General features: G+C 55.7%; 23 protein-coding genes. 13 read left to right on the top strand and 10 right to left on the bottom strand.

Going from position 1 to position 22,415, the window contains the following annotated elements; genetic code table 11:
* Positions 1-239 precede the first annotated feature (239 nt).
* Entirely contained in the window at positions 240-485 is a 246-nt protein-coding gene (locus SA339_06745) for a hypothetical protein (GenBank protein MDW5562910.1), read from the top strand.
* A 98-nt stretch (positions 486-583) separates the two neighbouring features.
* Here the strand turns inward: SA339_06745 and SA339_06740 are convergent, their stop codons facing one another.
* On the bottom strand, positions 584-2,653 hold the full coding sequence (locus SA339_06740) for an SPFH domain-containing protein (GenBank protein MDW5562909.1): 2,070 nt from the start codon (positions 2,651-2,653) through the stop codon (positions 584-586).
* 306 nt (positions 2,654-2,959) lie between these two features.
* On the opposite strand from SA339_06740, the gene SA339_06735 reads away from it, so the two are divergent.
* From SA339_06735 to SA339_06715, 5 genes are all read left to right on the top strand, one after another.
* Positions 2,960-3,271 (top strand): hypothetical protein, encoded by a 312-nt coding sequence (locus SA339_06735; GenBank protein MDW5562908.1) that lies wholly within the window; start codon positions 2,960-2,962, stop codon positions 3,269-3,271.
* Between the two features lie 165 nt (positions 3,272-3,436).
* Positions 3,437-3,784, top strand: a complete 348-nt coding sequence (locus SA339_06730; protein ID MDW5562907.1) for a hypothetical protein — start codon at positions 3,437-3,439, stop codon at positions 3,782-3,784.
* Between the two features lie 226 nt (positions 3,785-4,010).
* Positions 4,011-4,451, top strand: coding sequence for a phosphate-starvation-inducible PsiE family protein (locus tag SA339_06725; GenBank protein MDW5562906.1), 441 nt, complete (start codon positions 4,011-4,013; stop codon positions 4,449-4,451).
* A gap of 333 nt (positions 4,452-4,784) precedes the next feature.
* Positions 4,785-5,708, top strand: coding sequence for a hypothetical protein (locus tag SA339_06720; GenBank protein MDW5562905.1), 924 nt, complete (start codon positions 4,785-4,787; stop codon positions 5,706-5,708).
* Between the two features lie 265 nt (positions 5,709-5,973).
* Positions 5,974-6,888: a cysteine synthase family protein gene (locus SA339_06715; protein MDW5562904.1), complete on the top strand. Its 915-nt coding sequence runs from the start codon at positions 5,974-5,976 to the stop codon at positions 6,886-6,888.
* Between the two features lie 482 nt (positions 6,889-7,370).
* Here SA339_06715 and SA339_06710 read toward each other — a convergent pair whose 3' ends face one another.
* Together SA339_06710 and SA339_06705 are read right to left on the bottom strand one after the other, a co-directional pair.
* A complete protein-coding gene (locus tag SA339_06710; protein ID MDW5562903.1) occupies positions 7,371-8,174 on the bottom strand; it encodes a hypothetical protein in 804 nt (267 codons plus the stop codon).
* Between the two features lie 275 nt (positions 8,175-8,449).
* Positions 8,450-8,767 carry a Rieske 2Fe-2S domain-containing protein gene (locus SA339_06705; protein ID MDW5562902.1) on the bottom strand — a complete coding sequence of 106 codons (318 nt, stop codon included), beginning with the start codon at positions 8,765-8,767 and terminating at the stop codon, positions 8,450-8,452.
* 482 nt (positions 8,768-9,249) lie between these two features.
* On the opposite strand from SA339_06705, the gene SA339_06700 reads away from it, so the two are divergent.
* The 3 genes from SA339_06700 to SA339_06690 all read left to right on the top strand — a co-directional run bounded on the left by SA339_06700 (position 9,250) and on the right by SA339_06690 (position 12,319).
* Entirely contained in the window at positions 9,250-9,555 is a 306-nt protein-coding gene (locus SA339_06700; GenBank protein MDW5562901.1) for a KGG domain-containing protein, read from the top strand.
* 1,599 nt (positions 9,556-11,154) lie between these two features.
* Positions 11,155-11,328: a hypothetical protein gene (locus SA339_06695; GenBank protein ID MDW5562900.1), complete on the top strand. Its 174-nt coding sequence runs from the start codon at positions 11,155-11,157 to the stop codon at positions 11,326-11,328.
* A 751-nt stretch (positions 11,329-12,079) separates the two neighbouring features.
* A complete protein-coding gene (locus tag SA339_06690) occupies positions 12,080-12,319 on the top strand; it encodes a hypothetical protein (protein ID MDW5562899.1) in 240 nt (79 codons plus the stop codon).
* On the opposite strand, the gene SA339_06685 is transcribed toward SA339_06690, so the two are convergent.
* Entirely contained in the window at positions 12,308-12,907 is a 600-nt protein-coding gene (locus SA339_06685) for a DUF2284 domain-containing protein (protein MDW5562898.1), read from the bottom strand. The genes SA339_06690 and SA339_06685 overlap by 12 nt on opposite strands.
* A gap of 5 nt (positions 12,908-12,912) precedes the next feature.
* Positions 12,913-14,070 carry a uroporphyrinogen decarboxylase family protein gene (locus SA339_06680; protein ID MDW5562897.1) on the bottom strand — a complete coding sequence of 386 codons (1,158 nt, stop codon included), beginning with the start codon at positions 14,068-14,070 and terminating at the stop codon, positions 12,913-12,915.
* A gap of 183 nt (positions 14,071-14,253) precedes the next feature.
* Between SA339_06680 and SA339_06675 the strand changes: the two genes are divergently transcribed.
* A complete protein-coding gene (locus SA339_06675) occupies positions 14,254-14,586 on the top strand; it encodes a hypothetical protein (GenBank protein ID MDW5562896.1) in 333 nt (110 codons plus the stop codon).
* 141 nt (positions 14,587-14,727) lie between these two features.
* On the opposite strand, the gene SA339_06670 is transcribed toward SA339_06675, so the two are convergent.
* Complete coding sequence (locus SA339_06670) at positions 14,728-14,934, bottom strand: hypothetical protein (GenBank protein MDW5562895.1); 207 nt, start codon at positions 14,932-14,934, stop codon at positions 14,728-14,730.
* 353 nt (positions 14,935-15,287) lie between these two features.
* On the opposite strand from SA339_06670, the gene SA339_06665 reads away from it, so the two are divergent.
* Complete coding sequence (locus tag SA339_06665; protein MDW5562894.1) at positions 15,288-16,730, top strand: saccharopine dehydrogenase C-terminal domain-containing protein; 1,443 nt, start codon at positions 15,288-15,290, stop codon at positions 16,728-16,730.
* Between the two features lie 21 nt (positions 16,731-16,751).
* Here SA339_06665 and SA339_06660 read toward each other — a convergent pair whose 3' ends face one another.
* The 3 genes from SA339_06660 to SA339_06650 all read right to left on the bottom strand — a co-directional run bounded on the left by SA339_06660 (position 16,752) and on the right by SA339_06650 (position 19,195).
* Positions 16,752-16,931, bottom strand: a complete 180-nt coding sequence (locus SA339_06660; protein ID MDW5562893.1) for a hypothetical protein — start codon at positions 16,929-16,931, stop codon at positions 16,752-16,754.
* A 297-nt stretch (positions 16,932-17,228) separates the two neighbouring features.
* Positions 17,229-17,738, bottom strand: a complete 510-nt coding sequence (locus SA339_06655; protein MDW5562892.1) for an isoprenylcysteine carboxylmethyltransferase family protein — start codon at positions 17,736-17,738, stop codon at positions 17,229-17,231.
* 257 nt (positions 17,739-17,995) lie between these two features.
* A complete protein-coding gene (locus SA339_06650) occupies positions 17,996-19,195 on the bottom strand; it encodes a hypothetical protein (GenBank protein MDW5562891.1) in 1,200 nt (399 codons plus the stop codon).
* A gap of 228 nt (positions 19,196-19,423) precedes the next feature.
* Here SA339_06650 and SA339_06645 point away from each other — a divergent pair, with 228 nt between their 5' ends.
* On the top strand, positions 19,424-20,008 hold the full coding sequence (locus SA339_06645; protein MDW5562890.1) for a thioredoxin family protein: 585 nt from the start codon (positions 19,424-19,426) through the stop codon (positions 20,006-20,008).
* A 26-nt stretch (positions 20,009-20,034) separates the two neighbouring features.
* On the opposite strand, the gene SA339_06640 is transcribed toward SA339_06645, so the two are convergent.
* Complete coding sequence (locus SA339_06640) at positions 20,035-21,489, bottom strand: flippase (GenBank protein MDW5562889.1); 1,455 nt, start codon at positions 21,487-21,489, stop codon at positions 20,035-20,037.
* 443 nt (positions 21,490-21,932) lie between these two features.
* On the opposite strand from SA339_06640, the gene SA339_06635 reads away from it, so the two are divergent.
* Positions 21,933-22,331: a hypothetical protein gene (locus SA339_06635; protein ID MDW5562888.1), complete on the top strand. Its 399-nt coding sequence runs from the start codon at positions 21,933-21,935 to the stop codon at positions 22,329-22,331.
* Positions 22,332-22,415: the final 84 nt, after the last annotated feature.

The raw sequence follows: 22,415 nt of genomic DNA, 5'->3' as shown, positions 1-22,415 counted from the left end.
GATGGCGGGAATGCGGCGATATATGCGAATTAACAATAGTTATATTACTCTGGATGGCAGTCTACGAAAAGTCTCCCGGTCAACAGCTTGGTCTCCAATGAGCGGATCGACCGCTTTGACCATCAAATCACACCCCCTGTTGATCGGGAGGCTCAGCATCCAAACACAATGCATGGACATGCTCTCAACGCCGCCGGCAGACCCTGCATACTTATAGCCACATCATCAACAATCACATGATGAGGATGAGACAGCTTACCTATGACAACCTGGCACAGTGGATGAGCGAAGCGGAAGATAAAGTCCGGAAGGAGATGGAAGAGCTGTGCCAGCGTCCAGACTCCTACAGTGAGCCGATACGCCAGATGATCGCCACCCATCAGGGCCGGTTGCTGGCATTGAAGGATCTGCGGCTGCGGATACGCGCCGAGACAGGAATAGAGCTGAAGGGGACCAAGGCGCCACCGGACGTGAGGAAGCAATGACCGAAGGAACACGGGGGAACCACCCCCCTTTACACCGCATCTAGACGAGCCCGTGGCCTTTACACCCCTTACGAAATTGAAAAAGGAGAAATTGGGTTTTAGAAGCGATCCTCACCCTCCTCGGCCTTCTTCGGCTCTTCCTTGACCTTCTTGGGGACCTCTGTCTTGGTCCGGCCTGCCTCCTCTGCCACCTTCTGAGTGAGGAAGAGGGTCATGATATCATTCAGGCTTCCGCCCGTTCCATTACTAGATACCAGTATTTCGGGTATGATCTTGATGTTACCCTCTGCGATAGCCTCGATCATCTTCAGCCTGGCGATGTTGTCCCCGCCCATCGCTTCCACCTGAGCCCTGTAGGCGTCTGCCTTGGCCTCTCCGATGGCCCTCTGAGAATAGGCTTCGGACTCACCGACGTTCCTGATCCTGGAGGCATCAGCCTCTCCCAGGAACTTGACTTTGGCCGCATCCGCCTTGGCCGTCATCTGCGTCTTGGCCGCATCCGCTTCGGCAATGAACTTTATCCTGGCCGCCTCTCCCTCAGCCATTTTCTGGACCTTATAGCTCTCTCCTTCGGCCAGGATCATGTTGGCAGCCTTGTCCCCTTCCGCGCTCTTCCTCCTGGCATCAGCCCTGCTCTGTTCGATCTCGATCGAAAGCTTGGCCGCCACAACCTCGCCCTGCTTGTCGGCCTGCGCAGTCTTCGAAATGACGTCCTTCCTCATCTCCTGGGCCTCCGCCTGCTTCTGGAACTGGGCCAGCTGTTGCTCTGCGATTTCCTTATCGGTCTGGGTCTTCATCAGCTCAGGCGGAGCCAGAATGTACGACACCAGCAGGTTCTGGGCTTCGACGTGGTATTTGTCGAACTCCTTCCTGGCCGTATTCAAGGCCTCCTCCTGCAGCCGAGTTCTGCTCTTGATGAACTCGATGGCCTTCTCGTTGCCGGCCTTGTTGCGGAACGACGAATCGATAAGCGGATGGACTATCTGCTGGATCAGGTTCTCGACCGAACCGAACCTGGCGATGACGAAAGGCGCGTTCTCCGGCCTGATGCGGATGATCATTCTCACATCCACATCCAGGGTGAAGGCGTCGGAGCTGGTGACCTTCAACTGACTGAACTTGAAGAAATCGTCCGCCTTATCGTTCGCGGCCCCTATGCTGCTCTTCGTCGGCACGTCGTTCGCCCAGTCGATGGTGATCGCGCTCGTTGGCACCAGGTATGGAGTGAACGCCAGCGGGTTCAGATTATACTTGCCAGGGGCGACCGGCTCTTTCCATATCCCCCGGACGTTCTTGTCCGTGATGAGCAAGGTCTCCGCCTCCTCATGCACTGGTGTCCCGATATCGTCTGATCCGGTGTTGTCGCAGGGATCCCCTTTCTTCGATTCCAGCTCGATACCGATGTTCGACCTGATGACCGCGACGTATCCCGGGGGGACCTCCTGGATCTTTACAGGCTTCACCGTGAAATGCAGAGGATTGATGTAGTATGCCCCTGGTTGCAATGATTCCTGTTGCGTTCCCCTGTATCCACCGGAGTCCACGAACGCCTGTCCATCGGTGAAATGCTTGTGCGGCCTTGAACTAGCGAATTCGGCCGAAGGCTCCTCGGCGGGTTTTGGCGCGATCAGGTACCCTGAGGGGAGCGGCCGACCATCCTCGGCGATGACGATCCCGATCATCTCTTCCTCGATCCTGGTGGCCCCGCTCACTGTGATATTGAAAGCGGCCGTGTTGATACGGTAGACGCCCGGCCTTAAGATCGCTACCTGCGGCCCCTTGATGCCACCATTCTGGAGGAACATCTTCGCGTCCTGGAAGTTGTTACTTTCCACTTCATCTCCCAGGACCCGCCCCTTCTGCATCGGTCTGCCGTCGATGGCGTTGACCACTCCGATCGAGTCTGGGCCGATGCGGACGACCCCGACCCGATCCACAGCCCAGATGAGCGGCATCTTCCAATACAGGCCCGGCATCAGGGTGTCGGCCTGGATGCCCACCTCACCGTCAAGGGCGATAATGTGCCCTTGCGGCATGGCTTTCCCGAACATCTTCTTCCTCTTGATCCCCACCTGGTCATCCTGGATAAGATATAGTCCAGAGTAGGCGAAGATGATTGCTAGCACTAGCACTACCGCGACCACGATCAATACTGAGATATCGACCATTTGCCTCCCCGCCGGGGTATTCTTTCGTCGTTATTATAATTAAATCGGAGCATTTTGATTCTATGTAATCGAAACGCTGTGCGGCAAAGGCGGGGCCCACCAATCGGCTCGACTCAGTCGTCATGAGGACGAAGGACGGTATCACTTAAAGAAGAATGCAGAAAATGCCAATTGGCCACTTCGCGCCGGGATGTAACTCAAGAACGACCGGAGAACATTTATCCGCCTATAGAATAGTAAAAATATCAGCGAGTCCAAATGAGCGATCAACCGATTTTCTGGGGAAAATCGTAGGAGGTGCGGAAGATGTACATAATGCAGATAAGCAAGCACAACGCCGAGGTCTGCCCGACCTACAACGATCGGACCAAACCATCGACCGTGGACCTGCTGAGGAACTTCAATGATTTATTGGCGAAACATGGAATGAAACTGGCAGGAATGTGGAACGACCATCCCGGGCACATGGTGTACAACATCTACGAAACGCCCAACATGGACGCGTTCGCGGCGTTCTCCATGGAGCCGGAGATGATGGCATGGCTATCGTACAACACCGTCGAAACGAAGGTGGTCTACGGGCCTGACGAAGTCATGCAGATGTTCGGCCTCAAGTGATCTGAAGAACGGAACGATCAAGCTGGTGCCACCGGACCGCCCGAGTCCATCGCCGGTGGCCATCTCCCTTTTTCTCTTGATGTCATAGTGGTGGAGTCGTTACTCCAATCCCCGGTGGAACATGGCGGACAATGTTGTTATAGGATGAGGTCTGAGCCCGGGCACATGATCGACCTCGAAGAACTGATCACCCATAGGATGGAGGCCATTCAGGCAACCGACGTCGACTATTTTGTCGACTTCGAGATCATGGGGGCGGGGGACTCGGAGTATGGCGTCATCGCCGTCCTTGGTCAGGACGGTGCCGCACATCGCTTCGAGTTCCTTGAGTCAGCGATCAGCTGGATGCGGCCTGAGGCCATCGACGAGTACAATGAGATCGCTGATGATGGAGTCCCGGTCACGGTAATCGTTCCGAACGATGCGTTCCTGGCCATGAGCGAGCGGGTGCAAAAGTACGGAAGCACGGACATCGCCGTCTTCGGTTATGATGCCATCCTCGCGTATGCCTGAGATGTGCATTTCGGAAGAAGGACGTTTTCGGACCAGTAGGCATGGTCGCTTCGGTCATATCGCCGTCTTTGAATGTTACAGAACAGCGACGACCGATACACGCACCAGGGGCCAGACAGAAAATGCCCAAAGCTTGACATGTTGCTTCTCTTTTTAGGAAGCATTAACGGCATTGATGATAATATGGAATCAATATTTTTATATATAAATGATTAAAACATATTTAATGATTGAATTGGCCACAGCGCTACCGAAGTACAAGAAGTTCATAATGTACACGGCAATCTGCGTGATCGGGTTCGTCATCTTCTTGATACTGCTCGTGACCATAATGGATGTCATCACCGCAACCTTCAACCAGGACCTGATCAATTCGACCAAGCAGACCGTTCTCAACCTCATTGGTAACTTCCTCCTGCTAGTGGTCTGCATCGAGCTGCTGGACACTCTTTACGCCTACGCCGTGAAGCAGAAGATACATGTGGAGATCGTCATCCTCGTGGCCTTGACCGCTGTGGCTCGGGAGCTGATAGTCTTCGACTACGATACAGTGAGCAGTTATGTCCTGATCGGTATCGGGGCGGCGATCATCGCCCTGTCGACCTCCTACTTCCTGATACACAGGTGTCGCACCAGTGGAGATAGCCACATCGCCACCGAGGAATGATGGCGACCATTATTCATCTGGTCTGAAGTTCGAAGAGCGCGCGTATATTTGGCTCAACATCCCCTCGAACAGTGGCGTTGGGAGAGGCCGTTAGGCGTATCGGCGCTTCACAACCGGCCGTATTCGGGTAACAATGGTCCCCGGGCCTAGGTATGTGCTCGTACAGACTAATGTGAAATCACTCATGGCCTCCTTGTAACGGGAGGGCCGTTGTTCAGGAATGCAGGTAGGGGCACACCAGCGGGGTTGGTCTCGCCACCCCGACATCTGATTCCAGTGAGAGGGAACTATCCCAATTATATGGGTGGACCGAACATATGATAATGGACCCACATGGTCAGACTGGAAGATCTCTTAGGTCCCCTCCATCAGGGCGTTTGGGAGGTCATAGTGCCCAAGGAGGAGGTTGACGAGCCGCTCGGTCCGGAGTGGATCATCTCCAAGGTAAACCTCCCCAGTCCCCAGACGATCGCATCGTATCGCAATGGAAGATATCACTGTCATGAGACCAAATTGGAATGGAGGGTGCACCTGGATCTCTACGACCCATCCTCCCATCCCATCATGCACCTGGTGGACGACGCCCCTCTCGTCCTGATGCTGGCAGGGACGTTCGAGTCCCTCTGGGTGGATGCAAAGAACACCAGACGAATGGATGTGGAGGAGTTATTACGGGAACATAAGTCTGCCTGGCAGCTGCTCCTCGTGATAGGTATCTTTTTCCTGGGCATAGGGGCGCTCGTTCTGGTCAATTCCTGGCTGGCCATGGCTTTCTTCGTCGTCGTCGGATTGCCGGCGGCCATCATAGGGTTCGCCCTGTTCCTGTTTTATCTGGGCTATAGGACCAAGCCTTTCAACGCCATCGCCAAGAGAAATATCATCGTGGGGATCGCGTTCATAGTGATCGGCCTCCTGGCCCTTCTTTCACCAGTCTTCCTGACATTATTACTGGTGATGTTCGTAGCTATATGGCCGATATCGACCGCGTTCGTTTCCCTTAGACGAACGACAAGGGGTAAGATCGCCACTCCAGATGGTTTCCTTAAGAGGTTATCCATCGGCCTGCTTTCGGCCGTATTGGTCATCCTATTCTTGATATGGCCTCTGGAAGTGACAGCGTTCATTATCGACGTCGTGGCAATCATGGTCATTCTCATCGGCATCCTCTATCTGTTCCGGGCTTTTGGGGTCCGAAGCGCATTGAAGGCGCTGCATATCGATGGCAGTATAAAGGAGGCGAATCCAGAGGGCGGCTGACCCAACCTTCGATCAGCTCATTGGCCGATTCAAGAGCGAACCACGGTCCAGGTAAGACGTACTAAGCGTATCTATTCACATATTCACGGAACGATGTCTTGCAATCCTCACCCATAATGGTGATCGCTGAAAGATGCCGGTGTCATGGTGGGAGCTCTGAAGTGAGCCTGAACGATCGATTGGTGCCTCAGAACCTTGTCGCTGACCTCCAGGGCCATGATGCATCCATTAAAAACACTCCTCCCCATTACCGGGTGATCATTCCATGACTATGCCTCAAGCTGATTATAAAGAGAACATCCTTCAGACGATCGGCAACACCCCCATGGTCAGGATAAACAAGCTTAATCCCAACAGCAACACGACGATATTCGCAAAGGTGGAAGGTTTCAACCCTACTGGCAGCATCAAGGACAGGATCGCTCTGGGCATGATCCAGCAGGCTGAGGCCGAGGGCAAGCTGACCAGGGGGAAAACGATAATCGAACCGACATCGGGCAACACCGGCGTGGCTCTTGCGATGATCGGGGCGATCAAGGGTTACGATGTCGAGATAGTCATGAGCGACTCGGTCTCGGTGGAGCGAAGGCAGATGATCCAGGCCTTCGGAGGAACCGTCACCTTGAGCGAGGGTAAGTACGGCACCGACGGCGCAATCCGTAAGGCACGGGAGCTGGTCAAGGCCGATCCAAAAAAGTACTTCATGCCGGACCAATTCTCCAATCAGTACAATAAGATAGCTCACTATAAGACGACAGGGGATGAGATCTGGAAGCAGACCGGAGGCAAGGTCGATTATTTTGTCTCGGCATTAGGTACCTCCGGCACAATAATGGGGGTGGGCAAGGCACTGAGGGAGCATAACCCCGATATAAAGATCGTCAGCGCCCATCCTGTCAAGGGCCACTACATCCAGGGGCTGAAGAACATGGAAGAGGCCATCGTTCCGGCGATCTACGATCCATCCCAGATCGATATCACGGTAATGGTGGATACGGAAGTGGCCTACGAGATGACTCGCCAGATCGTTAAACAGGAAGGTATCTTCGTGGGCATGAGCAGCGGAGCCGCGATGTATGCTGCAATCGAGATGGCCAAGCGAATAGAGTCAGGAGTAATCGTTACCATCCTCCCAGACCGGGGAGAGAAATACCTGAGCACCAACCTGTTCCTAAAATAGGCCAGTCTCAATATTTGTCATTCCGAGAATATATGCAGAGGCAGGACATTGGGATTTCCGCAAACTCCACAGAGTTTGCTTGCTCTTCCCACTTGGTGATCGGTGGGACTAGTTCGTCCAGGTATCTTTTTCCATCGGATGCGTGAACTCGATGGCCTTGCTATAATGATCGCAAGCTCTTATGCTTACGAACTCAAGGGCGAAAAAAACACGCGGTTCAGGTGTCCGCATCCAGGACAGGATGCCGTCTTCCGAATACAGTTCACGTACTTCATCCGCCCCCTGTATCGCATTGGCCAGATGGGCGATTGTGGGACAGGGGGGAGCGGAGGCGATTATCGCCCGTGAGGTCCACTTCAATAAAGTTATCTAGGTCGATAACTTGTCAGCTTTGCCTTCCTGGTCAACAACTCACGATCGACACCGAAGGTCTAGCAGCCTTCTCTCCTCTAGTCGGTTTCATTGTCGGCCAGGTTGGCACTTTAAACCATCTTTTTTCTGATCGATTCCCGGATCTGCTCATCGTCCATGAAGAAGACGAACCGCTCGAACGCCGGTTCGCCGTTTAGGTATGGTTCGCTGACCGGCGGCATTCCCGTGCCCCAATAATCGACCTCCTTTACGCTCAGTTCATCGATATTCTTAACGGCATCACGTATCTTGGCGTTGACCATGAACGGCATGAAGCATTGGTCGTATGCACCTAGATAGAGCACATTCCGGTCATGACTGGGGTAGTCCACGACCTGTGTGCTGGACGCTATGACGTCGCCTTTGACCGGGAAGCGAAGAAGAAAGCGTGAGGTCGATGGGCCTATCAGTTCAACAGCATCTCTGAATCCGTATTCATGATAGAAATCATATTGCATCAGCGGAGCGCCTTTCAGGGTTAGAACGTCTACGAACCTGCACCCATCATCTAGCCGCTTATCGAACCAGCCGGTGGAAAACATGTGGTCGAGGACCGCTTTCCGGACCGGGAGGCCAGGGTCCTGTCTATACCAGGCACAGTCGATGGTCATCGTTCTCCGGGGATCGGTAGCGTGCCTTCCCAAAGGATGAGCGACAGAAGGGACGCACTCTACGAAACCCTTGGCCTGGCCATCTTGGCCGTAAGCGAGGACGCCTATTGTCCCGAACCTTTCGATCATGCCCGAGACCCACTGTTGCCGCGCAGCCCTCCCTGCGATGAAATGGGGATTCTTATCCACTCCTGGCATGTTGCCGCAGATACTCACTAGGTCGTCAACGTTACTTTTAGCGATGTCTTCGAATCGATAGGTCAATTCCTAACCTCCACTCCTATTCGAACGAGTAAGATCAGGTATGCAATGGGATTGTAAAGACATGTGGGTTAAGGGTAAATCGACCCCCCAGGCGGGCCGATGAAAAGGGCTCTCCACAATGACCAAGAGTGGGCACCGGTTCGACGGTATAAGAAAACGTCCCACTGTTGTTAAGGCAGAGTCCCAGGGCGATCATCAGCGGTTCTCCCGACGGATGAGCAAGGGCGGAATAGGATGCCCTGGCCCGCCCTTGGTCGATAACCTCGCTGTCGCAACTAGATATCCAAGATGACACTGTCGCCATTGACGATGACCTTATAGGTCATTAGGTTGGCCGCCTTGGCGAAGGGGACATAAGGCTTCTTGAGGCTCTTGCCGGTGGTGACATCGTACTCGGCCCCATGCTTCGGACAGGTCACCACGATGCCTACCAAATGGCCATGGCTCAGCGTACCGCCAGCGTGACCACACCTGCCATCCATGGCATATAGCATGCCGCCGACGTTAGCGATGGCATAGGCTTTTCCCTGAACATTAACTTCCCTGATGGTCCCTGGGGGGAAGTCATCCCGCTTACCTATGATCGATCCCACTATTATCCCTCCCTGCTCGATCGCCTTTTCAATTACTATAGGCCATTGATGTCATTTTCAGAGTCCGATAAAACCTTCGCATAACATCGACTGATATTACCCGACCTACTGGATGTCATGTGGCTCATGGCGTCTCCGCTCCCCGCCGTGATCTGACCCTGAGGCGGTGGAACGTGATCGCTCCCCTGTTGGCCTCCTGCCATTCAGTCATGGGTATCCTGTTCGGTAGAGTCTGGCAGTATTTTCGGTCGAGAACTTGGGCGCGGTGATCATCACAATGCCGGGCTCGCCTATCACGGCCTTGTGGCCTAAGTCTGTTCACCGCGCGATGTCGTTGCTCCCCCATCCCTGCATCATCGGCGGATGGTCTTGAACGCCTATGGTAGCGTCACCCTTGACCTCGCCCCGAAGAAGGAACGGTAAATCACCTAATAGTGTGAGATGCGAGGCATCGATTCCCTTAAAAAGGGAAAGGTGAAAACATGGCTGAGAAGAAGCGTACCAAGAGCGGAGAGATGACCACGGCCGAGGCCGGCCGCATGGGCGGCGAGAAGACATCCGAGACCCACGGCAAGGAGTTTTACCAGGAGATCGGTCAGAAGGGCGGCGAGGCCGAGCATGAGTGCCGGGGACGCGAGTGCACTCATCCCTCTCACCAGCGGGAGAGGAGCGGCACCTCGGGAGAGTCCACTCACGAGAAGCTGTCGGAGGCCGGTCGCAAGGGAGCGGAGGCCCAGCCGACGGAGGCCAAGCGCAAGGGAGGAGAACACTCTCACAAGAACGATTGATCTTGATATCTCCCTACGCATAACCCCTTTCCATTTTTCTAAAGGCCATTGGGTCGATCCAACTGGGCACGAATGGGCCCGCTTGTGAACGTGAACGGATGGATGCTCTTTCATGATTAGCCTGCCAGCAGGCTAGACTTACCTGGGGGCACAGGGATGGACCACCATCTCTACACCCCTATACACTCGGTCACCGCGGCGATGAGCTTGATCAGGGGCCTAGGGCCCTGATGATTTTTTACCTGATGGGCGGGGCCTAGTGCAGCTATGGCTTTACCAAAACGACCATCAGTTACCCGCGGAAGCGATTTCCGTGCCGTTAATAGTATCCTAAAAGAAGGTAGCCCGTTCACCACCATCCTCGGCCCGGTAATGCCCAGGGGGAAGCGGGAGGAATGTTGCCTAGGCCGAGGGGAGCTCGAACGGCTGCGAGCGGCGGACCCGGGTCCCTAGCACCGGCGATTCAGGCCTTGAGGAAATGCCCCCGATCCCGAAGTCCAACAGATAATATCTCGGCAGTCAGGCTTTTCCGAACGGCCATCTGCCACCAATGTTTATTATCGGTGCGATGTCGCCTTCCTGCCGGATTGGGGGCTATGCTTTCCCCCTTAATCTGGATTAAAAAACCGGTACACCCTACTATGCCATGGTCCCGGACCGGCCCTATTACCTGGGCGACGATTCCTCCATTCAATGCACAATGGTCTGATACGACCCCTCCATTTCCACTGTAATCTTGTGCGATAGATAAAATGCTGGCAACCATGCTGAATTTAAATATCTATTTTGATAACGATAGTGCTCTTCACCCCCTAACGGGAAGCCGTTGCCCAGTCTTGAACCAGGTGGGCTTTCTGAGATCCAACATCGTGGCTAAGCTGGGCGGCAGGGACCATTTCAATTCATGCTACCCGTCGATCCCAAACCTCCATTTGAACTAGCAGACGTGTCGCATCGAGGAGGCATCTCGGAGGTCGCCTGGCATCCAGGCATCGTTAGGGGATGAGGTGAGTATTTTCAACAAAATGGGAGGATGGAAGCCCCCATGGCTGGAGCAAGCGTTTGGTTCAGGATGGGATGGAATGGCTCGGCCATGGTATTTGGAAGGGCCTCTATCATCACTTCTAAGCGGGATCGATTGATAAATATCTGGCTCAAGGATGATGGAATCTGAGAATGGTTATGAAGGGGCGCCGCACGTGAGCCTCAAGGGCTATCAAGCGTCCTTGGTGGAGCGCGCGCATCGATACGTTCAGGCGGATGCTTGCGCATGTTACTAATCATTTGTCTATTTTAGAATCCTATACATAGATATATGAATACAATTTGTAATCTTCTGTCGCCTCCTCGATGGGAATCAACCTAGACAACCGAACCTCCAACGAACCTCCTCGGATTCCTCAACTAAGTCTAGTGCCTGTCGAGGAGGTATGCCCCCTCCCTATGGACTTTCTGGGACGAGCCTTCGATCATTGATGGGCCATTAGTCTCATCGGCCAGCGATAAACGCCATATGGACGAAGAGTGCAGGATGTACAAGATGCGTAATTATTTCGTCGCACTTATCCTTAATAAAACCCAAAGGTCTTCACCGCCTCAGTGACCATACGGATCATCGCTCCAAAGACAGATCCGAACGCTCGGAGGCTGTATCGGAAGTTCAGGGCTACCGGAAGGTGTCCGGTCGCCAAGGATGGAGTGATCCTGTATCTTATCAACGACGCGACGGAGAACGATGAGGAGTATATACTGACGCTAGAGATGAAAAAGTGAGCGACTAGCCAGGGCCAGTATGATCGTTCTGCGTGCATCGAAGGCCCCTGTCGGCCCAGGGAATATGCATGGAAAAGGTCTGCTGACGATCCTGCCCCTTTCATAACGATTTGATCGGAGCCTGGGTCGGTCTCATCTCACCGACGCAAAACCGTTTATAGCGCTGCCGCGTAGTATGCGCGCTGGTCATAGGCGCAAAATCATCCCCACTCCCTTGATCTGCATCGTACGTACATGTCGATCGCCCAAGCCGCGTCTTGACCAGCTCTTTCTCCATCCCCCCATCGCTTGGTGGCGTTGGAACGTTGGCGCTACAGGCTGTCACGGTGCTGCGGAGTATCAAAGGGTCAGGGGCGACCCCTTCATTTCCACTGAAATCTTGAGCGGCAGATAAAATGCTGGCTACTGCTTTTATCTTAAATATCCTTATTGATAATGATAAGGTGGAAAATGCACAGGGGCTCAGCGCACGATAGGGGGCCGCTGTCATTGTCGGGGCGAAGGAAGGGAATGACCTGCAGACCGTCTGTTGCACCGGGGCAATGCCCGGTCCCAGCCACGGCACGAATGACATCGGCAATGCGCGCCTCCACCGACCTAATCATTTAGTGAGGTCCGGTCGGCGGTTGCCGTCCTTCACCGTCGGATCAATCAGTTTGAAATCGAACCCTCCTTTTTCCCCTTCCATCACGGAGACGGACCTGATGGAAAACATCCAAAATATGGGTGCCATGCACTGGTCAAACAACAAATGGATGAGGCTAAAGGTTTTCATCTCATCATCGCCATGGCCGTGCTGGCCCTTCTGACGATTTTCATCGAGACCATCCTCCTGCCCGCTCTGCCGATGGTGGCGGAGGACCTTCAGGTGGGCGCTTCCGACCTGGCATGGGTCTTGACCGCGTACACCCCCGCTGGAGCGGTCTCTGTGGCCATCATCGGCAACCGATGGAAGGCACCCTCCGTACGATCCTGCAGCTCACTCCAGTAATAGAAGCATGAAGGTCGGCAACATCTCTGGTGACAATACGGCCTTATCCTTGATCACGTGGGCCTCGATGCCTGCGTTCTTGGCGGTGGCGAACACATCGATGCCCGCCGACTCCATCGACGGCCTGGCCTTCACCGGGAACCGGCACTTGGTCTTACCCTCCTCAAGGGCGCAGGTATCGCATCGGTAGCATCGGTGAGCACCGTACAGGTAAGCCTTGTAGTAGCCGGCCAGGAAAGCGTGCCTCTCCATGTCGAACCCCGCGTCGCATGCTTTCACACTCATCTTCTTTAGCCCACCATATAGGTTCTGGGGCGGATAGGTGTCAAAGCCGAGGAATCCCTCGTAACGGATCAAGTATGCCGTCCTGTACTCGTCCAGCACCTTCCTCGTGTCTTCCGGTGTAGGGCTGTAGGGGGGGCAGGTCAGCCGCGTTCCGTAATACTTGCACCCATATTGGCAGCGCAGCCGGACCCAATGGGCCGTGACCACCTGGGAGGCATCCAGTCGAACGAACGCCGTCGCTCCGCTGTCCCTCGCCATCCTCTCCAGCTCCCCCTCTATCGCCTGTCCGGCTTCCGAGCCCATCGTTCTCACCACGTTCCGTAGGTGCCGTAGTCCCTGGCTGCCTGGACAAGGGCGAACACGTTGGCCGGCAGAGCATCGGGCGGCAGTTCGCACGCGGTGCCCAGGATGTAGCCGTTACGGCTATCCCGCCCTCTGATGAGCTGTTCCTTGGCCTGCTCGTAGACCCGCTTCGGGTTCGGGAGGATCATCATTTTGGTGTCTACCGATCCCATGATGGTCGCCACGTCTCCGAACTCCCTCATCAACAGGTCCGACGGAAACACATCCCTTCCCTTGTAACCGGCGTGCATTATGGTGAAGGGTGTGAACACCAGCCGGTCCTTGAACATCTTGTAGGAGGTCTCGTGATTGCCGCACAGATGGTAGAGGACCTGTGGTCCTGCCCCCTTCCTGAGGCAATTGTCCACGAACTTGTGGAGATATCTCGCCGAGAGGTCCTCGATGTCGGCATCAGAGAAGATGTCGTTGTTCGCCAGGACCGAGCCGGTCGAGATGAGCGCCATCCCGTACCGGTTGGCCATCATCTCGGCACCATTTGTCGCCACCTCGGCATATTTGGATATGAGCTTGTGGGCGGCGTCCCGCTCGGTCATCGTCCACATGATGAAGTTCTCGATGCCGCAAAGCTGTGCCCCTCCTCCTGTAAGATCGGAGGTGTAGGTCATCGGTATGAACTTCTGGGGAAGGTGCTTCAGCACATAATCGTGCACGCGGACCATCCGCTGACCGGTCCAGCTGTTCTCCATCTCCTTCACGTCCGGAACCTCGATCTTGTCTACCATCTCCAGGTCCTTGACGTTCGGCTCTCTCACCGTGGGCGGCAGAAGGGGCTTGAACTCGATCTCCGCCCCCAGCTCCGCGACCCAGGGAAGGGAGAAGTACCAGTGGGTCATGGGTATGAGATCATACATCTCCGAAGCATTGGCCACGCACCATGCTCCCAGTTCGGGGTTGGTGTAGAAGTCGTTGATGGTGTACCCGGAGATGACAGCCGCGTGGGAGAGCATCATGGCATCGACATCTATGCGGTCGAACTTCTGACCGGTGAAAGGGCTGGTAAACCTCTTCTCGGCATGCATGTGCCACTTCTGGTTCGGTGGTGGTAGGACGTTCTCTGCGTCGACGCTCATCGGCAGGAAAAGGTCGGCGATGCTTTTAACCATAGTCCCGTTTTTTACCACCCTCGATTGGTCTGGAGATTATCATTGGACTCGGCCGATGGCCGGCCTTCTCCTCATTCTACGATGCCCCGTCTGCCGTCCGAACACGGTTACCGCGAAAGTTGGGTAAAAGCACTTATGGCTCCTTTGTTTCGTGTCTTGCGTAAAGCAAGAAGAGGCGGGTAGATGACAGCTAAGGTCAAGGTCAACATGCGGCTATGCGGCAAGACGCACCTGATCACGGTAGATATGGCGGAGGATGGCAACTTTAATTGCAGGATAGAAACCGACTGCGTCAACGTCAAAGAGTTCGCCGAAGGTCTGGAAAGCATCTCCCTGACCGACCTGACAGATAAGGCGAATAGCGGCATCATCAGCCGCTACTGCAATTGTCGCATGTCCGCCAATTGCCTCGCTCCGGCTGGGCTGATAAGCGCAGGATGGATGGAGGCAGGAATGATCTCCCGCACCAATGCCCGCAGGAACAGGGCCAACGACGTCGAGTTCATTGTGGACTGACATATGCCGACCTTTGATGAATGAAACGCGCGGCCTGTCGGCAGCCTGGGAGGACTGCCCTCCTCGAATGACGATCGGATACCATTACGCCTCGGCTCGCGCCTGTCCCCCCTGCCTGAGCCGCCGAGCCCGACCGACGACCTACGGCGTGAGCCCTTGCTGCTCGTACTCCAAGGGGCTGCTGAAGAACTCACCTGCCATTTCCTTGCCGGAATTCCACCGCACCAGCGCTCCGCACCGTGAGCACGAAGCCTCCATGTTCTCATCATTGTATCGGAAGCGCATCACGGCTTCGGCACCGCATGCCGGGCAGACGTGCTTCTTGATGACGTCAGCGCATTCGTTCATGGTACGGAAGTATGGCTCATCCTTGACCCCTTTTTCGGGGGGAGGGGAGTGAAAGTGCCCCAGTGCTCATACTCCGAACCAGGCATTGGTGTAGGGGCTCGCCCCTCACCCATGAGCACCCTCGTCCCGGCTTATGCCGTTTCGAAGCTTGGCCAGCATGTTCCTGAAGGAGGTAAGGCTCAAGCGAGCTCGCGACCTCACTCTCATGTTAGTGGGACCGAATACATGACCCCGACGGCCACTCACTCCCCCGTCCCCCATCCAGTCTGAGAATATATGTTCCGATAAAGGAACCTTTTTTTACAAGTATACGATTCCAAATCTATCAAGGCCAAAGAGGACTCTCTTAGATGATGAACTTCGACAGCAAGGTTCTGATCATAGGTTATGGTTCTGTAGCTCGATGTACGCTACCCATCCTGTTGCGTCATATCCAAATCCCGTACGAAAATATCACCATCATCGACTTCGAGGACAAGTCCTCAGCCCTGAGAAGATGGACCAGCAAGGGAATCAAGTATCGGCAGCGGAGGATAACGCCGGAGAACCTCGATTCCGTCCTCTCCGAACACCTGTCCCCAGGGGGATTGCTCATCGACCTGGCCTGGAACATAGACGCTAACGCCATCATCCAGTGGTGCCACGACCATGAGGTGCTGTATCTGAACACCTCGGTGGAGGTCTGGGACTCCCTGTCCGAGGTGGGGTCGAAGGACCCGGTGGAGAAGTCCCTCTATTCCCGGCAGATGCGTCTGCGGGAGATGGTGAAGGGCTGGGATGGCGGAGTAACGGCGGTCGTTGATCACGGGGCCAATCCCGGCCTGATCTCCCATTTTGTCAAGCAGGCGTTGGTCGACATATCGGAGCGGCTTATTAAGGACAAGAAGGTGACCGAGAAAAGGGCCGCGCTCCTGCAAGAGCTTGTACGATCAAGGAATTTTGCGGAGCTTTCGAGGACTTTGGGCGTCAAGGTCATCCACTGTTCGGAGCGGGATACCCAGATAACCAATAATCCCAAGAAGGTCGATGAGTTCGTGGGGACCTGGAGCATCGAGGGCCTGAGGGAGGAGGGCACTGCTCCGGCGGAGATCGGCTGGGGCACGCATGAGAAGGCCCTGCCTCCTCTCGCATACTGCCCCGATTTCGGACCGAAGAACCAAATCATGCTCGCACAGATGGGTATGAACACATGGGTAAGGTCCTGGGTCCCCGATTGTGAGATCGTAGGAATGGCCATAAGGCACGGGGAATCTTTCGGCCTGTCCGACAAGCTTACCGTTTGGAAGGATGGAAAGGCGATTTACAGGCCCACGGTGTGCTATTCTTACATGCCGTGCGACGATACCATGGTGTCACTGCACGAGCTGAGGTGCAGGAACTACAAGATCCAACCAAAGCTCCGAATCCTAGAGAAGGAGATAGTCTCAGGGGCGGATATCCTCGGAGCCCTCCTAATGGGCCACGAGTACGGCTCCTGGTGGTGCGGGAGCATTCTTACCATAGAGCAGGCCAGGAAGCTCATACCCGGACAGAACGCGACCACCGTCCAGGTCGCCTTGGGTGTGGTGTCTGCGGTCATGTGGATGATTGAGAATCCCCGGAAGGGATTATGCTCGGCGGAAGACCTGCCCCACGATTACGTGCTGAAGATCGCCATGCCCTACCTAGGTAAATTCATCTCCACGCCTTCGGACTGGACACCGTTGAAAAACCGGAAGGTGTACTTCAAGGAGAACCCGGCGAACGACCATCACGAGGACATGTGGCAGTTCGGCAACTTCCTCTTCGTACCGTGATCGAGACTAGGCACCTAGCCTTTAATCGCTCGAGGCCGACCTGCCGTTGCTGGGCGACCGCGCCGGCTCCCGTCCCTTGAGGTCGGGGACCACTCGCTTCGATCTCAAACCGTTCGTGTGGGTGAAGGATCGTTCGAACCAGGGAACATGCTTTCCTTCGTCGTTCAAGACCTTGAGGCTCAACGTTCGGCTCTCCTTCATCTCTCGCCCTTGACCGGCTCGAATGGACCCCCCAGTCCCCTCTCATGGATGTGTTCCCTGTCCTGAGAGGAGAGTCTAAGGAAGAGCTTATCCCCGAAAACGCCGGCGAACATGTTCCCATGGACGAAGTAACATGGCGACCGAACATCACACTCTCTCCGCCACGAACCTGGATACGTGGGTGTCCAGCAGCTTGACGAGATTTTCCGACGGCCTGGGCCAAGCCCCTGCCGTAGTTGAAGGCATGGACTGTCATGGCATTGGCGCCCCTTAACTGTCGAGGGTCTCGCCGCTCCGCTAATAGATAAATGGGATGAGCTTCTTGCTGTACCGAGTATATTCCTCATACTCGGCTCCGAACTGTCCGATCATCATGCGCTCCTCCAACTTGATGCGGTGCAGAAGGCAGGGGATCAGCAACGACATAACCAGGAAGCCGAGCAGGCTGGAGAACATCACAGGTATGCCTAAGAACAGGAGGATGGCCCCCAGATAGGCAGGATGACGGACCCAGTGATATATGCCGTTCGTGGTCAGTGTATGCCCTTCCCTTATGCGCAGCCGGCCAGAGAAGTTACGCTTCAGTGTGACGATGGCCACGAATCGGATGATGAAGCCCATCAGAACCAATGCCGAACCTATAATGAACAACGCAAACTGCACGCCGGAGAGCGTTCCGATATCTGTCACCCGTCCCTGGGCGGCCGCGATGCCGGTGGGATCGAGGGCAGACGCAATCAGGCCCGAGAAGAGGATGACGAACAGTAGGAGTGTGAAGAGGGGACTTTCGTGATGCTGACGTTCCACGGCGACCGTAGCGTCGAACGGGCACATATAGGTTCAGGGGCTCCGCGCGAACCCGCCTCGCCTTTAGCGATCGCGGGTCAGCGCTCAGGGCCATCCAACGGTCATGAGTCCCTGATGCTTCGCTTTCCGACAAAGTCTCATTATGCTCTGACGGCCCAGCGTGTCCACGAACCCGCTGCCCAGCACATACTTACCTGTCCACCATGCCGACAGATCCAACGGCATGGATAGTGGAACGATAATGGGCGCGGATCGCCCTACTTATTTGAGGACGATCCGCCGGTGTTGGAGGAGGTTTCCTGGACTGGTGGACCGACGGTGGTCCACGCGTCGGCCTTATTATGCAGCGGTTCTGCCACGCCATTCAGGTCCACCCCCTGAGTCATGAACTCGTACGTCCCGTTGCTGGGGGCGATGAACATGATGGGGGTCGAAGAGAATTTACCGTCCCGGTTGGACGATGTCGTGTACTTGGTCCAGGCGCTCTCACCGCTCGTCCGGTAGTACAGACTCACATGGCTCAGGTCCGATGGCCGGTCGGCGACGACATCGATCGGAAACCCGGTGCTGTTCAGGAAGGACGGCAACTCTTCCACGCTCGTGGTCAGGGGCAGATTGGGAGAGGGGTCCGATCCATTGACGTATATGCCATCGAGGTAGGCCCCCTCAAGCATCCCGCCTTTCTGCATCCTCACTCCGCTGGAAGCGAACGCGTTGGTCGCATCGCCCCCCTGCGGTGCCTTCGTCCCGGACACGAACTCGAAGCCCACCATGGTGGCGTTGTTGGGAACGGACACCTTTACCTGGAGCCACCTCTGGGCCGTTGCTTCCTGATAGTTGTCGGTCCACAGGACGTGCTTCGTCACGCTATTGCCGCTCCCGGTGTAGTAAACGGCGTTGAGGAAGTCGTAGCCGACCGAGGCGTTGGTGCCCGGTTGCTTAGCGTCGGAGGAGCCGGTGTGAGACCAGAACCAGAAAGTCAGGGAGAGGTTGGCGTAATATTGCGCGTTGGGGACAGCTCTGCGCATGAGGGCATCCTGGTCGGTATCATATCTCATCACCCACTGCGTTTGAGGGGTAGTGGCAGGAAGGCCGGTGACATTGACATTCCAGGGCTGAACATATCCCGTGCTCCCATCTGCCATCCGAATGGGAATCATGTAGTGGCTGTTGGCACCGATCCTAGCACAATAGATCGAATGATTGCCGTCATGGTAGTCATGCATGGTTCGGCACCAGTGATCATCGCCAGAGGCCGGGTTGGCGTCGCTGCGGATCCAACGGGCGTCCCATATGCTGTAGTTCGACTCCTCGGCATCCTCATGCAGGAGTACATTGGTCGTAGGGACGTTCATGGCCGATGCCCCCGTCAGCATGCCCCTAGGCACGAGGGCCAGGACCAAAAGGAGGCCGGCCACGACCAGAACGATCGCGACCACGCCTTTCTTCGATACCATGGTCTGAGGTCATTTATGAACCCCCCCCCATATAGTTTGCCGTCCGCTGGAAATGAACCGGCGCATGTATGGTGGCAGTCACGCCAGACAAACGGTATAATATGCGGGGGTTCAAAGGCTGTCCGCCGTTCCAGCGGTCCGGACTATGTCGGGGGCGAGGTCTACGGGACGAATAGCCTGGAGCGTGAAGCCAACAGCCCCCATCGTTTCAGGAAGTGGAGTAACATGATGCAGGATACTCGGCCCGTTCCCCTCACCATCGGCCAGCCAGCACCCAATTTCGAAGGGCTACTCAGCGTCGACGGACGTACCGCATCCCTCTCCTCGTTCGCTGGAAAGCAGGCTATCATCATCGTCTTCATGGCCAACCGTTGCACCGCGGCTCAGGCCTATGTAGGCAGAATGATAGCTCTCCAGGACGCGTATGGGGGCCGCGGGATGCAACTGGTCGCCATTAACTCCGATAGCCCTAGCCAGAACCCTTCCGAGAGCTACTTAGAGATGATCGAGATGTCGGAGAGGAGGGGCTTTAACTTCCCTTATCTCAAGGACGTGGAAGGTGCCGTGGCCCGGGCTTACGGTGCCCAGCTCACCCTCCACGCCTTTCTCCTTGATCAAGGTAGGATACTGCGGTATCGTGGGCGGATCGACGATTCGCCCAACGCCGCTTTCGTCACGACCAATGACCTGCGCAACGCTCTGGACGACGTTCTAGCAGGCAGGGAGGTGGCGGTACCGGAGACCGCTCCGTTCCCCTGCGGCATCGACAAATTCGTGTCCTGTCCCTCCTGTGGCAGCCGGTTGGAGTCATAGGCTGTGCAGGCGATACGAAGCTTTGGTCACGACTTCTTCATGATCTTCATCAGGATCTCCTTATCCTCCTGATTGATGGCTTGAAGGAGGAAGATCAGCCCGAAATATACGGCCACTCCGATAGCGATGGCCACAAACAAGTTCATGCTCGAAACGAGCAGCAGAGCCACGCCCATGCCGCCGACTGCCAGGAGGGGTTTGAACAAGATCTCGGTGACGTTGATCCTGAACACCCGCGTCCTCAGGAAGTAGAAGGTCAGGGAGACTAGGACCAGGTATGCCAGGGTGAAGGCTAGGGCCGCCCCGTCTTGATAGAAAAACGGGATGAAGGCGAAGCAGAAGGCCAGGTTGAACAGCGCCCCCACACCATTGGCCACGGTGATCAGATGGACCCGTTTGGCCGACGCCAGCACGCTTCCCATCCCGGAGTCGAAAAAGCTGATGGCCACCGCTGGTATCAGGATACGGAAGACCGTGGCGGACTGGGCGTACGCTGGCCCATAGAACAGGAGAACGATCTGGTCCGCCAGGATAACCCCCCCTACGGCTATCGGCAGCCCCAGGGTGAACATGAACTTCATGACCTTCTGTTGCATGAGCTGGGTCGCGTCAACCGAGTTCTTGTACATGCGGGAGACCACCGGGAGCAGGGAGGTGATCAACACGTTGGGTATGGCGATGAGCGCCGTGACCATGTTGAAAGAGACGTTGAACATGCCGGTGGCGGTGTATGCGGCGGAGTGGGTCCCTCCCATCCATAGAATGATGAGCTGTACCAGCACAGCGTTCACCGAGTACAGGGACACGATGAACACGTTCATCACCGAGTATGGGACCGCCTCCCTGAGCTGCCTGACCGCCTGACCGATGATGGGTCGTCGGGCTGGCCTGACCACCAAGCGGGAGCAGACCACATAACCAAGGACGAATTGGAGCAAAGAGCCGGCCAGGACGACCATGGCCACCGTGTCCAGGCCGAACCCGACGACCACCATTACGATGGCCACGGTGACCGTGAAGATTCTCTCGATGGACGAGGTGAGCAGTGTCAGATGCATGCGCTCGAAAGAGGTATACATCGCGTTGAACGACTGGTTCAACCAATTGAAAGCGGTGGCCAGGGCGATGATCATAATGGCGTAGGAAACGGCCGTGGGTTGTTCCTCGACCATCACTATGGCCAAGGTGACGACCAAGGCTACGATCCCCAGTACAGCCCTTAGGAACAGAGTATTGGCGAGGTACTGCGGCGCCTGGCCCTTATTGGGCGCCACGTTGACCACCATCTGGAAGTTCAGGTTGAAGTCGGCGATGAGGAACACCAGGGAGGTGAGGGAGAAAGCCAGGGTGTAAGCACCGTAGTTCTCGGTGCCCAGATAGCGGGCAAGATAGATGGATAGGATGAATGTACTGATCTGGGCCAGTAGCTGGACCGTGCCGATGGATAGAGCGTTCTTGGTGACGTTACGTACCAGGCCCATAGTCCTATCCTTGGGTCCCGCTTAGCACATGGCCTCCAACCATCGTGCTATCGGTCTCCGCTCTGGCCCTGCCGTTACTAATAACATTTCCCTCCCTTGTCCCGCCCCTGAACTGCTCCATTATCAGCAACTATTGGGGCCAGGGACCTCATTTACTTTGCTTTCCGTCGAAGGGGTGTACTATCTCGGATCGGGGTGAGGATCTTCAGCAGCGCTCACCGCCCTTTATCTCGGTCCATCGCCTCCTTGGAGATCTATCATGCGTGCTCCTTTGGACATGAGGTCGAACGAGAAGGCTTGGCCGGAAAGCCTGATGCGAGGGCATATACGCCTTCGGCAGACCGCAGGATTAACGCCGATGAGGCTAGCCAGCAGAACGATTCTCGCCTACGGTGGCGGTCGAATGATAAATAGGCATTACTGAGTTATACCGCACGAAATCCATGGAGTTCAAGAGAGATGCGGCCACGAGCACCGACAAGGCGACCGAATGGATCGATGCCAATCTCCCATCCTGCCCGTTATGCGGCACAAGTCGCACGCCGTGGGAGCATGCCATCCAGTTCGATCCCTCCGGCGCTACTCGGTACCATTACCGCTGCCCTCATTGCCACGGTGTGTTCTCCATACCGATGAACAATGTCACCCATACCTTCTCCACCTGGCCGGCGAGGCAGGATGACATGCTGCGGTTGGAAGCCAGGGGCGACACCACGACCGTTCTGGTGGTCGGCAGGGAATATATCTTGACCTCTTTGAAGGAGGTTGCGCACTCGGTTCAGGATGCAAGTGACCGACGGAGCCGTTCCGTCGAGCATGGATCAAGCACTAGGGCACGGTAGTGTCTTGGACTGCACCGTGTGACCGTTGGGTCTCTCCAAGGGCTGACAAAGGGGAGGTAGCTTCGCTATGGTACTTTGTCACCG

It is taken from the genome of Methanomassiliicoccus sp. (genome assembly GCA_033485155.1).
Taxonomy (GTDB): Archaea; Thermoplasmatota; Thermoplasmata; order Methanomassiliicoccales; family Methanomassiliicoccaceae; genus UBA6.
This window is presented reverse-complemented; position numbering and strand designations above follow the sequence as displayed.

What these genes read in the sequence shown, in the direction of transcription:
- SA339_06745 (MDW5562910.1), top strand. Translation starts at nt 240, where the DNA reads ATGAGGATGAGACAGCTTACCTATGACAACCTGGCACAGTGGATGAGC.
- SA339_06740 (MDW5562909.1), bottom strand. Translation starts at nt 2,653, where the DNA reads ATGGTCGATATCTCAGTATTGATCGTGGTCGCGGTAGTGCTAGTGCTA.
- SA339_06735 (MDW5562908.1), top strand. Translation starts at nt 2,960, where the DNA reads ATGTACATAATGCAGATAAGCAAGCACAACGCCGAGGTCTGCCCGACC.
- SA339_06730 (MDW5562907.1), top strand. Translation starts at nt 3,437, where the DNA reads ATGATCGACCTCGAAGAACTGATCACCCATAGGATGGAGGCCATTCAG.
- SA339_06725 (MDW5562906.1), top strand. Translation starts at nt 4,011, where the DNA reads ATGATTGAATTGGCCACAGCGCTACCGAAGTACAAGAAGTTCATAATG.
- SA339_06720 (MDW5562905.1), top strand. Translation starts at nt 4,785, where the DNA reads ATGGTCAGACTGGAAGATCTCTTAGGTCCCCTCCATCAGGGCGTTTGG.
- SA339_06715 (MDW5562904.1), top strand. Translation starts at nt 5,974, where the DNA reads ATGACTATGCCTCAAGCTGATTATAAAGAGAACATCCTTCAGACGATC.
- SA339_06700 (MDW5562901.1), top strand. Translation starts at nt 9,250, where the DNA reads ATGGCTGAGAAGAAGCGTACCAAGAGCGGAGAGATGACCACGGCCGAG.
- SA339_06690 (MDW5562899.1), top strand. Translation starts at nt 12,080, where the DNA reads ATGGATGAGGCTAAAGGTTTTCATCTCATCATCGCCATGGCCGTGCTG.
- SA339_06685 (MDW5562898.1), bottom strand. Translation starts at nt 12,907, where the DNA reads ATGGGCTCGGAAGCCGGACAGGCGATAGAGGGGGAGCTGGAGAGGATG.
- SA339_06680 (MDW5562897.1), bottom strand. Translation starts at nt 14,070, where the DNA reads ATGGTTAAAAGCATCGCCGACCTTTTCCTGCCGATGAGCGTCGACGCA.
- SA339_06675 (MDW5562896.1), top strand. Translation starts at nt 14,254, where the DNA reads ATGACAGCTAAGGTCAAGGTCAACATGCGGCTATGCGGCAAGACGCAC.
- SA339_06670 (MDW5562895.1), bottom strand. Translation starts at nt 14,934, where the DNA reads ATGAACGAATGCGCTGACGTCATCAAGAAGCACGTCTGCCCGGCATGC.
- SA339_06665 (MDW5562894.1), top strand. Translation starts at nt 15,288, where the DNA reads ATGAACTTCGACAGCAAGGTTCTGATCATAGGTTATGGTTCTGTAGCT.
- SA339_06660 (MDW5562893.1), bottom strand. Translation starts at nt 16,931, where the DNA reads ATGAAGGAGAGCCGAACGTTGAGCCTCAAGGTCTTGAACGACGAAGGA.
- SA339_06650 (MDW5562891.1), bottom strand. Translation starts at nt 19,195, where the DNA reads ATGGTATCGAAGAAAGGCGTGGTCGCGATCGTTCTGGTCGTGGCCGGC.
- SA339_06645 (MDW5562890.1), top strand. Translation starts at nt 19,424, where the DNA reads ATGCAGGATACTCGGCCCGTTCCCCTCACCATCGGCCAGCCAGCACCC.
- SA339_06640 (MDW5562889.1), bottom strand. Translation starts at nt 21,489, where the DNA reads ATGGGCCTGGTACGTAACGTCACCAAGAACGCTCTATCCATCGGCACG.
- SA339_06635 (MDW5562888.1), top strand. Translation starts at nt 21,933, where the DNA reads ATGGAGTTCAAGAGAGATGCGGCCACGAGCACCGACAAGGCGACCGAA.